This is a genomic window from Alcanivorax nanhaiticus, assembly GCF_000756665.1.
Taxonomy (GTDB): domain Bacteria; phylum Pseudomonadota; class Gammaproteobacteria; order Pseudomonadales; family Alcanivoracaceae; genus Alcanivorax; species Alcanivorax nanhaiticus.
Genome location: NZ_ARXV01000003.1, coordinates 181336 through 195920 on the forward strand (window position 1 = coordinate 181336; position 14585 = coordinate 195920).

Annotated in this window: 10 protein-coding genes; all 10 read left to right on the plus strand. The window is 55.6% G+C overall.

All coding sequences use genetic code 11. The features are described 5' to 3' along the window. Positions 1-84 precede the first annotated feature (84 nt). The 10 genes from Y5S_RS04905 to prpF all read left to right on the plus strand — a co-directional run bounded on the left by Y5S_RS04905 (position 85) and on the right by prpF (position 14168). Positions 85-897 (plus strand): C39 family peptidase, encoded by an 813-nt coding sequence (locus Y5S_RS04905; RefSeq protein WP_035230969.1) that lies wholly within the window; start codon positions 85-87, stop codon positions 895-897. Positions 898-941: 44 nt separating this feature from the next. After that, a complete protein-coding gene (locus tag Y5S_RS04910) occupies positions 942-1955 on the plus strand; it encodes a transporter (RefSeq protein WP_052041401.1) in 1014 nt (337 codons plus the stop codon). A 29-nt stretch (positions 1956-1984) separates the two neighbouring features. Beyond that, positions 1985-3652 carry an OmpP1/FadL family transporter gene (locus Y5S_RS04915; protein ID WP_035230971.1) on the plus strand — a complete coding sequence of 556 codons (1668 nt, stop codon included), beginning with the start codon at positions 1985-1987 and terminating at the stop codon, positions 3650-3652. Next, positions 3652-4506 (plus strand): hypothetical protein, encoded by an 855-nt coding sequence (locus Y5S_RS04920; RefSeq protein ID WP_156107578.1) that lies wholly within the window; start codon positions 3652-3654, stop codon positions 4504-4506. Before Y5S_RS04915 ends, Y5S_RS04920 begins: the two co-directional genes overlap by 1 nt. A gap of 31 nt (positions 4507-4537) precedes the next feature. After that, positions 4538-6571 (plus strand): hypothetical protein, encoded by a 2034-nt coding sequence (locus Y5S_RS04925; RefSeq protein WP_035230973.1) that lies wholly within the window; start codon positions 4538-4540, stop codon positions 6569-6571. 567 nt (positions 6572-7138) lie between these two features. Further along, positions 7139-7852, plus strand: coding sequence for a GntR family transcriptional regulator (locus Y5S_RS04930; RefSeq protein ID WP_052041402.1), 714 nt, complete (start codon positions 7139-7141; stop codon positions 7850-7852). A gap of 9 nt (positions 7853-7861) precedes the next feature. Then, entirely contained in the window at positions 7862-8752 is an 891-nt protein-coding gene (gene prpB / locus Y5S_RS04935; RefSeq protein ID WP_035230974.1) for a methylisocitrate lyase, read from the plus strand. A 210-nt stretch (positions 8753-8962) separates the two neighbouring features. Beyond that, positions 8963-10108, plus strand: coding sequence for a bifunctional 2-methylcitrate synthase/citrate synthase (gene prpC / locus Y5S_RS04940; protein WP_035230975.1), 1146 nt, complete (start codon positions 8963-8965; stop codon positions 10106-10108). Between the two features lie 114 nt (positions 10109-10222). Next, on the plus strand, positions 10223-12814 hold the full coding sequence (gene acnD / locus Y5S_RS04945; RefSeq protein ID WP_035230976.1) for a Fe/S-dependent 2-methylisocitrate dehydratase AcnD: 2592 nt from the start codon (positions 10223-10225) through the stop codon (positions 12812-12814). Between the two features lie 175 nt (positions 12815-12989). Continuing rightward, entirely contained in the window at positions 12990-14168 is a 1179-nt protein-coding gene (prpF, locus tag Y5S_RS04950; RefSeq protein ID WP_035230977.1) for a 2-methylaconitate cis-trans isomerase PrpF, read from the plus strand. The last annotated feature ends 417 nt before the right edge of the window (positions 14169-14585 follow it).

Consider the following 14585-nt stretch of genomic DNA (forward strand, 5'->3'; position numbering starts at 1 on the left):
GGTGGTTGCCTGTACAGGGTGACCTAGTTAACATGTGTCACCATATAAGAAACAGACAATAACAATAACGCTGGATGCCATTACATGCTGACTTCCATGCTGGGTGTGGCGCTTATCTACTTTGCCGCCAACGAGTCCGTGGTGATCGACCCCCCGAAGAAAGGGGAGATCTACTATGAGCACCCGACCCAACCTTACCCGCTCAGAGACCGCGGTATTGTGGTTGAGAAGCCGGTATCCGAGTTCCGCTATCACAATGTAGTGCGCCAGGCGTATGACTATTCCTGTGGTTCGGCTGCCCTGACAACGGTGTTAAATCAGTATCTTGGTCGTCAATTCCAGGAGCGCCAGATCATGGAAGGGCTGTTGCGCTTTGGTGAGACGGACAAGATTGTGGAGCGACGGGGCTTCTCGCTGCTGGACATGAAACGTTTGGCGACCGCTTTGGGGCATCCAAGCGGTGGTTTTCGGGCCGAGATCGATGATATTCGCACCCTTGATCACCCGGCCATCGTTCCCATCGCTTACGGGGGCTTCAAGCACTTCGTGGTGCTGAAGAAGTATCAAGATGGCCATATCTATGTGGCAGACCCGGCGCTGGGCAATATCAGTTTCACTGAATCCAAGTTCCTGGAGATCTGGGATCAGAACGTGCTCTTTATTGTCTTCCCGAACGGGTTTGAGCCCCAGGATGGTCTCCAGCTGACGGACTATGATCTGCGACTTCTGGATGAGCGCACCATCAACCGTTGGGCATTTGAAGTGTTTCCGGTGTTTACCGCACCCATTGAGAATTGGGCGGACAAGGCCAGTACCTTGCAGCGAGTGTTGGTGACTGAAGAAGATGGCAGCCAGCGTGTCATCAATGTGCCCACCCGCACCTATTACCGTAAATAACAGCCTGCAGTGGCAAATAACAAACAGAATAAAGGAAGGCTTGCATGAAGATGATGTCTGGGAAGGTGGCCGTAGCGGCTGCACTCTTGTTGGCGCAGCATGTTGCCTGGGCGGCAGAAAGTGTTGACGAAGCTCGCGAAGCCCTGCAGACCCAAGAGGATGACGTCACTCAGGAAAAGAATCTTGAGGAGGTTTTCCAGGCAGCGGAGAAGCAGTATTCACTGTTGCCAAGTGGCCAGATGTCATTGAACTTCTCCGGTAACTATAGCTATTACCGGGATGACCGTATCGATATCGCTATTGATGAGAATACGGGGGGCATCAGTCGTTTCCGTATCGAGCAGGATGCCCAGCACTCTTTCTCTTCTTCCTTGTCGCTGGATTACGGTATCTGGAACAATCTGACCTTCAATACCCGTCTTCCCGTGTCTTACAAGTACGATACCCAGCAAGATATCTCTCAGGCCGCGCTTGGGGATGTCTCTTTCGGTTTGCGCTACCAGCCTTTCCCTGTGCGGCCGGGGGCGATGAATACCACGCTTTACACCACTTTTGTGACGCCGACCGGCGATAGCCCCTATGAGCTGAACGTTCGGGAAGAGGTCTCTAGCGGCTCTGGTTACTACTCTCTGGGTGCTGGTGTGAGTGTCAGCAAGGTGATCGACCCTGTCGTGCTTTTCGGCTCTTTAGGCTACACCTATGCGTTTGATGTGAGTGGGCTTAATCAAGTGCGAGGGAGCGCGATTCTAACTGACGTTCATCCTGGGGATAGTTTGAATTTCTCAATGGGCTTGGCCTATTCCTTGTCTTATGAAGTGTCGCTCAGCGCCAGCTACCAACAATCGTACAACTTTGAGACCGACTTTGTTTTTGAAAATTATACGGCGAGCTCAGAAGATTCCACTTCCAGTGTAGTGAATACCTCGTTGGGTTTGCGTACATCCAGTAACCGCATTATCAACCTCAGCTTCGGTTTTGGTCTGACTGAAGATTCCCCTGATGTGCTGCTTGGTATTTCCATGCCGATTGATTTCTCCGGCCTGAAACCCGGTGCCTAAGCCGCAACTGCAGTTGGATGGGGTGAGCCATGAAGAATAATGATAAAAGGCTGGGATTGAGGCTCGGTGTGGCTGCTGTCGGAATGGTGGCAGGGCTGGCTGACGCGCAACTTGCCAACAACATCGCTATCGATGTGAAAGCCATGAGTATGGGCCATGCGGTGACGGCAGATCCGCCTGGGATTTCTGCGATTCACTTCAACCCGGCGGGCCTGGCCAAACTTGATGGCCGGCGCATGGATCTTCAGTTTGTCGGGGCAGACTTTTCTCTGGAATCGGAGTTCTCAGCTCCTCCAGGCTACAACGTATTTGGATTCTCCGATGATCCCATTGTCTGTAACGATGTGCCTGATGATGGGGTAGATTACTGCCGTAGCTTCAAAACGGCGACAAGCACCGTTGAGGGTATTTCCCTCTATGTGCCTTTCCTGAATGATACTGTTGATCTCCCTCCTGGCCCCCTGATTGCGGGCCCTTTGCCTGCATTTTCTATCCGACCTGCAGGCTCCAAGTTCACTTTTGCCACGGCAACTTATCTTCCGTTAGCGGCAGGTTTTTACCGTGACGAAGATGATGTGGGGAACTACATGGGGGAGCGTGTTGCCCTGGAGCGGATCACATACCTGTCTCCTTCTATTGGTTACAAGGTTAACGATGAACTCTATATCGGTGCCTCTATTGGTATGAGTTACCAGGCGATTGCTCTGGAGCAGGACTTCCGCGCTCCCAACGAATTGCTTGGTTTTGCACGTGTTCTTGATGAGAGCATTTGTGCGCCGTTTGAGGGGGAATCCAATATTGCGCTGGATTTGATCCTGTTCGGTATTTGTCGCCCTGAAGAAGGGCTGGGGCCTTTCAAAAACCTGGCGTCGCTCGATGTCTCCATGGATCAACGTTTCAGTCCCTCATACAATCTCGGCATTTTGTGGGAACCCAGCGAGCGCTTCGCGTGGGGGGCAACCTGGCGTTCTCCGGCCAAGACTCACATGAAAGGCGACTACAAGATCACCTATTCCAATGGGGCCCGTGAGACAATTAACGGCATTGGCGGTTCTGCTACCGGTGCGCTGGCGCTTGCAGTATTGGGTATTCCATCCTATGTGGAAGAGGAGGAAGTAGGGCGGGTGAGCATGGATCTCACCATGCCGGCAACCTTCCAGACGGGGATCAAGATCAAGCCAACAGAGCGTTTGCAGTTCAACGTGGATGCGGTCTGGGCGGATTACAAAGAGTGGGATGCGTTTAATATCGTTTTTGATCGCAGCTCCGCAGTGTTGAGCTTGGCCAGATTGTTTTCCCCGGGTTCAACCCCTACACGTCTGAGTTATCCGCTAAATTTTCAGTCCACTTGGAACCTGGCCTTTGGTGCTGCGTATGACCTGACTGGACGTATTCAACTTCGGGCGGGCTATGAGCCTCGTGCCTCCGCCATTCCTGAAGATCGTCGTAGCCCCATGGTGCCGATCAACGAGGCCCGCTATTACAGCCTCGGGTTGGGCTACAAGTGGGATAAGGATACCGATATCGATCTGGGTATTGGCATGCTGCACAGTAAAGACGAAATTCCGGCAAATACCAGCTGTGCAGCAAACTGCACAGGTATTAATAATGTCGTCTATAACCCCTATGCTGGCCTTGATATCAAGACAGAGGCCAAGGTCACCATGATCGGTTTGGCGTTCAGAACGAAATTTTGATGCGACATCTCCTTGCATTGGCTCTGGTCGCTCTGGCAGGGTGCCAGAGCGCGATGCCCACGGGTGACAGCGCCAGCGGCCTGTATGTGTATACCGACGCCCAAGGCAATCTGGTGACGTTGGAGCGTCCCGCTGAAAAGACTCCCGAGCCGCCATCCGAACAGGCAGAGGCTACCTCCAATCCGAAACCAGCTGCAGTACCTAGAGCGATGGGGGAGGATAGTCTTGAGGACTACCGACCGAGTGGAGAGATTGATCAAGAGCTGGCTGAACGTGAAAACCAGCGTTTTGTCACCTATGTAGACGAGACCGGCCAGCTGGTCAGCCGTGAAATTAATATGGGGGCCGAGTGGGCTGCCGCCAAAGCGGCACCGGACAATTTTCAGGCGCTCACCACCGATGGTTTCATGGAAACCTATCGGGCGATTCGGGCGGATTGTTGTAGTCACCTGCTTGAAACGGCAAAACCGCTGGAAGCGGGTGATGAGCGGCTGGTCAGTTTCGATGGTGGCAGCGAAACCATGGTGGGAGAGAACGCCTACCGGGTACACGCTTACCGAATGGATGACAAGCTGCGCGGTGTGACCCTCAATGCTTTCGTGAAAGGTGAAGGGTATCTGGCCGCGGAAGTATTGTTACTGGATGCTCAGGGCGTGCCGGTAATGCTGGTGGATCAACCGTTCAGTCGTAAATACCCGGAAACCTGGTATCGCTACGGCTACCTGCAAGGAACCCTTGAGCGGGAAACAGGTCAACAGTATCTGGTTGTTTTTCTTCCTTATTTTGAAAGTCAGCCTGGTACTGACGGATTACTAAAAGTGACGCAGGGCGAACTGGTTATTAAAGGCCATTGATTTCGTCTCTGCAGCATCACAGGAATTGAATATGCGTGTTTTGTTTGCGTTAACGGCTGTCGCGTTCGCTTTGGCGGGCTGTAATGGTGGTGAGGATTTCTCAGATGCTACGGTGGCTGGGTGCCCTGCTGGAGGTGCGTGTAGCCCGGTGTCCCGGGGTGATGTCCTGATTGAGCTAGTGGATTACAGCTTCGTTAATCTCGGATACCGCTGCGAAAACAGCAATGTAAATTTCTTTACGTCTGAGAATGAAAAAATATCATCTGCCACAGGAGGAGGGGAAATAACGGTTCCCCCCTATGCTGCTCTTTGCCCTGCAAATTCTCCGTCTATCGAGTTCTTCATTGGTAGTGCCCTGAATCAAGGGGACTCTGTAAGTGAAGGGAAATTCTTCTCACTGGGACGTATGAAAATCGCGCAAGGTCAAAGTGCAGCAGCAAGCTACGACATCAGCATTTCCGATATCGTCGAGTCTCCACGGCGTGTCGTGGCCGACTCAAACACCCAAGTGCGAAATGTTGCGGCCTTCCTTCAAGGGCTCGATTCTAATAACGCGACTCCTAATGTTATCGAGATTCCAGATCAGGCTCATGACATTGCCAACGCGATGGAAAAAACTGTCGTTCAAGGATTACAGCAAACGTTTGCCAGCTCTGATTATCCTGCTTTTTTAATCGCGTGGGACGATTACTTTAATGATGTCCATAATGCAGTACCCAATGGGATTGCGCTGCTTGACCCTGATCCTAATGGCCCTCTGGCTAGCGTGATTAACGCAAAAGGATACTCTTTCGCTGGTAACTACCGATTCGATACTTGCCTGAGTCAGCTGTCCGCCTTCTATTGCGATACAGGTGACGAGTCTTTTGTGCCTACGGATATGCGTTTGCCGTATTTGAAGAGGATAGTCGAAGGCCAAGAGGTAACCTCCGAGCCTCCACTTGTGTTGCCTAATGGTCGCGTGCTGGGACTGGGAAGAGCCATTCGTCGTGAGCGAGTGAATGACAGCGAGTTTGAAACGCGGGAATCTTTTGTCTCGTTTTCTGAATCTACCCATGTCGATGATGTTTTGTTCTTTGCAAATGCTCAGATTCTTTCCGTTGAGCCGGCCGGCGCTGGACTTGATGTCGATATGGATATCAAGGGGCGCTTCCTCAATAAGCGGGTTTATAATAATTATCTCCCTCCTAATGCCCAGGGAGACAATACCGATATTAAATTGGCATACCCTTCTGAAACGCTGCAGTCTCAGGAAGAGGGGGCTGTTAGTGGTGACATATTGTCGAGTGATCCGGTGGATCTTCCGCTAACGGTAGAAGTGTTAACCGTTCCGCAAGTGTTGCCTGACGAGAGCTTCGTGACTGAATTGTCACAAAACGGTCCTTTTACAGTCAGGCTAATGCGTGCCTGTCTGCAAGAAGATATTGATGCAATGGGTAGTGCCTGCACATCCATTGATAATCGCGAGCAGGAAGCAGGCTCTGGCACGGCTTTCAATTACCCCGCACAAATTATTGATCCCGTTGAGCAGGAAATGCCAAGAGAAGACTACTATCAAACTACAGAGTTTTGCCTTGAGGTTTCAGCAGACCTTCCCGGGGGCGACAGCTTTGGCTTGGTTACAGCAGGCCCGATAGGCTCCTGTGATATGTGGGAGGTAGGGTTTGTTAGCCGGACGATTGAAAGCCCGAGAAGTGCCAACCTCACTATTATGCTTAATCCTGGGGCCGAAAATGTAGCGGATCCAAATGCGTCGAATTTTGGCACCTCAATTTTTGGTCGTGTCGATATGGACCTTGCTGGTGACGGTTGCTATCCCCTTTATCGTACCGGTGGGCCCAATGATTCAACCGCCTTTGATAATAAAGTGAGAGCTGCCTGGATTGATGATTATCTTCCGTTTATCAAACGGGATGAGTGGATTGAGGCGGAGGGTCCTGATGCAACCTTTGCTGATCTGGAAGAGGAGAAACAGGCGCTTTTCTTTGCTCTTCAAAGAGGCGCAGTCCAGTTCTTTGCTGGTTTGCCTGGGGATCCCCAATGTGATCCATTGGCGAGTCCTTAAACTAGGTCGAAATTCCCGCTTGACTTTTTAAAGCGTTGCATTGGCGCGACGATGTCGTCGCGCTGCTGCTCCGGAAACAATTCTTTTGTAGAGCGACAGTGTTTCTCCAGGGGAAATCTTTCTTTTTGAAAAGATCATCCCTCTAGCCAATCTTTTCGCGCGCAAGCACCTTCCCACAAGCCCATAGATCCCCCCGTGGGAGCGGCGGCTCGACCGCGATGTGTCCGGGTATGATTGAAGCGCATTATCGTGGTCGAGCGCCCGCTCCCATAGGTGGGAATTTCCTGACGTGCGTGCGGTTTTCTGTGGGAGCGACGGTTCCGTCGCGATGCGCTGAGCCATGATGGGCAATCGCAGTAGGATCTGTTCCAAGCTCTAGCCAGAGGATGTGGAAAAATTACAGTCTGCCACAGCCACCACAGGCGGAGGAGGGGGCTGCGGTGAAGGGCCTGTTGCTGTTTTGCTCACTCACAAGCCAATCATTGTCAACAATGCCCCTTGAAACATCCCGTATAGGGGCGTAGAGTCCTGCCCGGTTGTAGAGATTGTCAACAATCGGGCTAACTTATGTCTGCTGCCTCTCCAGACTCTTTATCGCAAAACCAGGCACGAACCCTGGCTGATCGGGTATTCGCCCGGTTACAGGACGATATTGTGCGTGGAGAGATTCCTCCCGGCTCCAAGGTTAGTGAAACTGAACTTGCTACCCGCTACGGGGTAAGCCGTGGCCCCCTTCGCGAAGCGATTCGTCGCCTGGAATCCCGCAAGCTGCTTGAGCGCGTTGCTCACGTAGGAACTCGCGTGGCATCCCTCAGTTTCGATGACTTGATCGAAATTTATCACGTCCGTGAAGCCCTCGAGGGCATGGCTGCTCGTTTGGCGGCCGAGTGCATGACCAAGGCGGAAGTACGCGGCTTGCTGGATGTGCTCGATCAGCATGAGCAGCAGCAAGACCTGCGAGAGGACACCGCCTATTTCCAGCGCGAAGGCGACTTGGACTTTCACTACCGCATCATCCAGGGCAGCCACAATGCCACCCTCAGCCAGATGCTGATTGGTGAGCTTTACCATCTGGTACGTATGTATCGCTATCAGTTCAGTACCGTGGCCAATCGCCCGCAAAAAGCCCTTAACGAACATCGCCGCATTCTCGAGGCCATCGAGTCTCGTGATGGCGAGATGGCGGAGCTCTTGATGCGCCGTCATATCAGCAGTGCCCGCAAGAATATCGAAACCCAATACGCCGCCCACAAGGCGGAAAACCTGAAATCGGACCAATAGGAGAACGCCATGTCAGCAAACCTGACCGCCGGCGCCCGCTTCCGTAAAGCGCTTGCGGAAGAAAAGCCTCTTCAAATCATGGGTACCATCAACGCCTACGCGGCAATGATGGCCGAGCAGACCGGCTACCGTGCTATCTACCTGTCTGGTGGTGGCGTGGCCAACGCCAGCTACGGCATGCCTGACCTGGGTATGACCAGCATGAATGACGTGCTGGAAGACGTGCGTCGTATCTCCAGTGCCGTAGAAACCCCGCTGTTGGTGGACATCGATACCGGCTGGGGTGGGGCGTTCAACATCTCCCGCACCGTGAAGGAAATGATCAAGGCTGGCGCGGGCGCCGTGCACCTGGAAGATCAGGTTGCCCAGAAGCGTTGTGGTCACCGTCCCAACAAGGAAATCGTGACCCAGGCTGAAATGGTTGACCGTGTGAAGGCCGCTGTTGATGGCAAGACCGACGACGACTTCTTCATCATCGCCCGTACCGATGCGTTCCAGATGGAAGGTCTGGACTCTGCGGTAGAACGTGCCAAGGCGTGCATCGAAGCCGGTGCTGACGGCATCTTCGCGGAAGCCGTACACACCCTGGAAGACTACAAGGCGTTCAAGGAAGGTCTGGGCGATGTACCGCTGCTGGCCAACATCACCGAGTTCGGTGCCACGCCGCTGTTCACCCGTGAAGAGCTGGCTGAAGCCGGTGCAGACATGGTTCTGTACCCGCTAAGCGCTTTCCGTGCCATGAACAAGGCGGCCCTGCAGGTGTACCAGAGCATCCGCGAAAACGGTCACCAGAAAGACGTGGTGGACATCATGCAGACACGTATGGAGCTGTACGATTTCCTCAACTACCACGATTACGAGCAGAAACTGGACGCGCTGTTCGCCCAGAACAAGGGCTGAGCAAGCACCTCATTGTGGGAGGCTGCTTGCAGGCGAATCATTCGCTTGCAAGCAAGCTCCCACAACAGAGATGAAAGATTCAACATCGTAGGGCGGAAATGGGCGTCAGCCCATCTCCGCCAGAGAAAGGACGGAGGAGGTCGGTGTTAACGATTTCCGCCCTACGGTGATCAAGACATTGTTGTAAACAGATTAACCAGGAGATGAACAATGGCAGAAGGCAAAAAACTCGGCGGCGCGGGTCTGCGTGGCCAGGTAGCAGGTAAAACCGCACTGTCCACCGTGGGCGTATCCGGTTCCGGTCTGACCTACCGTGGTTATGACGTAAAGGATCTCGCTGAAAACTGCGAATTCGAAGAAGTGGCACACCTGATCCTGAAGGGCGCGCTGCCCACTCAGGCAGAACTGGATGCCTACAAGACCAAGCTGAAAGGTCTGCGTAGTCTGCCCCAGCCGCTGAAAGAAGTGCTCGAGCGCATCCCGGCTGACGCCCACCCCATGGACGTGATCCGTACCGGTTGTTCCATGCTGGGTAACCTGGAGCAGGAAGACACCACCGTAATGGGCGCTTTCCCGACCCAGGAAGAAGCCATCGACCGCATGCTGGCCTGCTTCCCGTCCATCATCTGCTACTGGTACCGTTTCAGCCACGATGGCGTGCGTGTTGAAGAAAACACTGACGACGAGTCCATCGGCGCCCACTTCCTGCACATGCTGCGTGGCGAAAAGCCCAACGAGCTGCACGAGCGGGTAATGAACGTGTCTCTGATCCTGTACGCAGAGCACGAGTTCAACGCTTCCACCTTCACCGCTCGCGTGTGTGCTTCCACTCTGTCCGACATCCACAGCTGCATCACCGGTGCTATCGGCACCCTGCGTGGTCCGCTGCACGGTGGCGCCAACGAAGCTGCCATGGACATGATCGAGAAGTTCACTTCTGCCGATCACGCCGAGCAGGAAATGATGGGCATGCTGGAGCGCAAGGAAAAGATCATGGGCTTCGGTCACGCGATCTACAGCACTTCCGATCCGCGTAACGCCATCATCAAGGAATGGTCCGAGAAGCTGGCCGCCGACGTGGGCGACACCGTGCTGTACCCGGTTTCCGTACGTTGTGAAGAAGTCATGTGGCGCGAGAAGAAGCTGTTCTGTAACGCTGATTTCTTCCACGCGTCTGCTTACCACTTCATGGGTATCCCGACCAAGCTGTTCACCCCGATTTTCGTGATGAGCCGCCTGACTGGCTGGGCCGGCCACGTGATGGAGCAGCGTGCAGACAACCGCATCATCCGTCCGAGCGCCGAGTACACCGGTGAAGATCTGCGCAAGGTTAACCCGATCGCAGAACGAGGCTGATAGCCTTTTGTGGGAGCTTGCCTGCAAGCGAAATCTTTCGTCTGCAGGCAGACTCCCACAGTTTCATCTAATCCCAGGCTCATCCTGAAAGCACATTCAAAAGAGTCCCAGGCTATGAATACTGAATATCGCAAGCAGCTTCCCGGCACCCAGCTGGACTACTTCGACACCCGTGCGGCTGTCGACGCCATCCAGCCTGGGGCCTATGACAAACTCCCGTTCACCTCGCGCATCCTGGCTGAGCAGCTGGTGCGTCGCTGCAACCCGGCGGATCTGACTGATTCCCTGAAGCAGCTGATCGAGCGTCAGCGCACCATGGATTTTCCGTGGTACCCGGCGCGCGTGGTGTGTCACGACATTCTGGGCCAGACCGCACTGGTCGACCTGGCCGGTCTGCGTGACGCCATCGCCGAAGCCGGCGGTGACCCCTCCAAAGTGAACCCGGTAGTTCCGACCCAGCTGATCGTGGATCACTCCCTGGCGGTAGAGCACCCGGGTTTTGAAAAAGACGCGTTCCAGAAAAACCGTGACGTGGAAGAGCGCCGCAACGCGGACCGTTTCCACTTCATCAACTGGACCAAGACTGCGTTCGACAACGTGGACGTGATCCCGCCGGGTAACGGCATCATGCACCAGATCAATCTGGAGAAGATGTCTCCGGTCGTTCAGGTACGTGACGGCGTGGCCTTCCCGGACACCTGTGTGGGCACCGATAGCCACACGCCCATGGTTGACGCCCTGGGCGTGATCTCCGTGGGGGTAGGTGGTCTTGAAGCCGAGAACGTGATGCTGGGCAATCCATCCATGATGCGTCTGCCCGACATTGTCGGTGTGGAACTGACTGGCAAGCTGAAGCCGGGCATCACCGGTACCGACTTGGTACTGTCCCTGACCGAGTTCCTGCGTAAGGAGCGCGTGGTTGGCGCCTACCTGGAATTCTACGGTGAAGGCGCCGACAGCCTGTCCGTGGGTGACCGTGCCACCATCGCCAACATGACCCCGGAATACGGTGCTACCGCTGGCATGTTCTTCATCGATGGCCAGACCATCGACTACCTGAAGCTGACCGGCCGTGAAGACGAGCAGGTCGCCCTGGTAGAGAAGTTCGCCAAGGAAACCGGCCTGTGGGCAGACAGCCTGAAAGGTGCCGAATACGAGCGTGTCCTTCACTTCGATCTGTCCAAGGTAGAGCGTAACCTGGCTGGCCCCTCCAACCCGCACGCACTGCTGCCGGTATCCGAACTGGGTAGCCGTGGCATTGCCAAGGAGTGGGAAGAAGAGGAGGGCTTGATGCCCGATGGCGCGGTGATCATTGCGGCTATTACCAGCTGTACCAACACCTCCAACCCGCGCAACATCATCGGCGCCGGCCTGCTGGCCCGTAACGCCAACAAGCTGGGTCTGGTGCGCAAGCCGTGGGTGAAGAGCTCCCTGGCACCCGGTTCCAAGACCGTAAAAATGTACCTGGAAGAATCCGGCCTGCTGCCTGAGCTGCAGCAACTGGGCTTCGACGTGGTGGCCTTCGCCTGTACTACCTGTAACGGTATGTCTGGCGCCCTGGATCCGGTTATTCAGAAAGAAGTGATCGAGCGTGACCTGTACGCTACCGCCGTACTGTCTGGTAACCGTAACTTCGACGGCCGTATCCACCCCTACGCCAAGCAGGCGTTCCTGGCGTCTCCGCCGCTGGTCGTGGCCTACGCCATCGCCGGTACCATGCGCTTCGATATCGAAAAAGATGCGCTGGGCAAGGATCAGGACGGCAACCCGATCTACCTGAAGGACATCTGGCCTTCCGACGAAGAGATCGATGCCATCGTCAAGTCTGCGGTGAAGCCGGAGCAGTTCCGCAAGACCTACATCCCCATGTTCGAGAAGAAGGGTGACGGTGAGCGCGCAGCCAGCCCGCTGTACGACTGGCGTCCGCAGTCCACCTACATCCGTCGTCCTCCGTACTGGGAAGGCAACATGGCTGGTCAGCGTGAGATGAAGGGCATGCGCCCGCTGGCGATCCTGCCTGACAACATCACCACCGATCACCTGTCTCCGTCCAACGCTATCCTGCTGGATAGCGCAGCCGGTGCCTACCTGGACAAGATGGGCCTGCCGCAGGAAGACTTCAATTCCTACGCGACCCACCGTGGTGATCACCTGACGGCCCAGCGCGCCACTCTCGCGAACCCGAAACTGTTCAACGAGATGTGCCGCGACGAGAACGGTGAAGTGATCCAGGGTTCCCTGGCCCGCGTCGAGCCGGAAGGCCAGCAGATGCGCATGTGGGAAGCCATCGAGACCTACATGGAGCGCAAGCAGCCGCTGATCATCGTGGCCGGCGCCGACTATGGTCAGGGTTCTTCCCGTGACTGGGCTGCCAAGGGCGTTGCCCTTGCCGGTGTGGAAGTGATTGCCGCTGAGGGTTTCGAGCGCATTCACCGTACCAACCTGATCGGCATGGGGGTAATGCCCCTGCAGTTCGAGGAAGGCACCACCCGCAAGACCCTGAAGCTGGACGGTACCGAGATCTACGACGTGGAAGGTGAACTGGCGCCGCGCGGCACCATGACCCTGGTGATCACTCGCCAGAACGGTGATGTGGAACGCGTACCGATGCTGTCTCGTCTGGATACCGCGGAAGAAGTCTCCGTGTACACCAACGGCGGCATCCTGCAGAAATTCGCCAAAGAGTTCATGGCGGAAGCGGGCTAAGGAAATCCGTAGGGCGGAAATGGGCGTCAGCCCATCTCCGCCGATCCGGAATGACCTTTCAGTAGGAGCCTGCCTGCAGGCGATCTTTTATTTGCAGGCAAGTTCCCACAGAAGCCCTCTAGTAATTCCAACCCCGCCGGTACCACCGCCGGGGTTTTTTTAAAGGAGCAATACCATGGCTCACGCACCACAGATTAAAATCCCCGCTACCTACATGCGTGGCGGCACAAGCAAGGGCGTATTTTTCAGCCTGAAAGACCTGCCTGAAGTGGCCCAGGTACCCGGCGAAGCCCGTGACAAGATCCTGCTGCGCGTGATCGGCAGCCCCGATCCCTACGGCAAGCAAACCGACGGTATGGGCGGCGCTACCTCCAGCACCAGCAAGACTGTGATCCTGGCTAAAAGCGAAAAAGCGGATCACGACGTGGATTACCTGTTCGGTCAGGTCTCCATCGACAAGCCGTTCGTGGACTGGAGCGGCAACTGCGGCAACCTGACCGCAGCCGTTGGCTCCTTCGCTATCAGCAACGGCCTGGTCGCTGCTGATCGCATCCCGGAAAACGGCATCGCCGTAGTCCGCATCTGGCAGGTCAATATCGAAAAAACCATCGTCGCCCACGTGCCCATCACCAATGGTGAAGTACAGGAAACCGGCGACTTCGAACTGGACGGCGTGACCTTCCCGGCGGCGGAAGTGCAAGTGGACTTCATGGACCCGGCAGACGGGGAGGGCGCCATGTTCCCCACCGGTAATGTGGTCGATGAGCTGGAAGTCCCCGGAGTGGGCACCTTCCCGGCCACCATGATCAATGCCGGCATTCCTACTGTTTTCGTGAACGCAGAAGATATCGGCTACACCGGTACCGAACTGCAGGGGGACATCAACGAAAACAAGGAAGCCCTGGCCATGTTCGAGACCATCCGTGCCTACGGCGCCAAGCGCATGGGCCTGATTGAGAACATCGAAGAAGCGGAAGCCCGCCAGCACACCCCGAAAGTGGCCTTCGTCGCCAAGCCGAAAGCCTACGCGGCGTCCAGCGGCAAGCAGATTGGCGAAGGGGATATCGACCTGCTGGTGCGCGCCTTGTCCATGGGCAAGCTGCACCACGCCATGATGGGCACCGCAGCGGTCGCCATCGCCAGCGCCTCAGCCGTACCAGGCACCCTGGTGAACCTGGCTGCCGGCGGCGGCGAGCGTGACAGCGTCACCTTCGGCCACCCCTCCGGCACCCTCCGTGTCGGCGCTGGTGCCAAGCAGGAAGATGGCCAGTGGACCGCCACCAAAGCCAGCATGAGCCGCAGCGCCCGTGTGCTGATGGAAGGCAACGTCCGCATCCCCGGCGACTGCTTCTAAGTAACGTCAAAAGAACGGGTAGGGCGGAATTGGCGTCAGCCAATCTCCGCCATTCCTGCCGCCACTCCTGGTTAAGCAGGAGCAGTGGTTCCAATGCGAAAGCTCCCCCATCAATGCTGTTCACTTAAGCCTTTGAGGCTGCTGTAGGAGCGGCGCTTGAGCCGCGAACCTGCGATGGAGTTTCCTCGCCAAGGCTCGGATTCGCCTCTCAAGCGAGGCTCCTACGATAGCGGCCTTTTTTTCCGGTGAAGTTGCTGTACCGGACTAACGCTTAAACGAACAGCATTACCCTCCCACTAGGCTTTGCTTGTTGGTAGTCGCCTTGGCTCAAGTGGCTGTTGCTGTGGGTGGCTGCTTGCAGGCGAAGGGCTGGCGGCCTGGCTCAGACCGTGTCTCCAGCGAAGCACCTGCAAACGA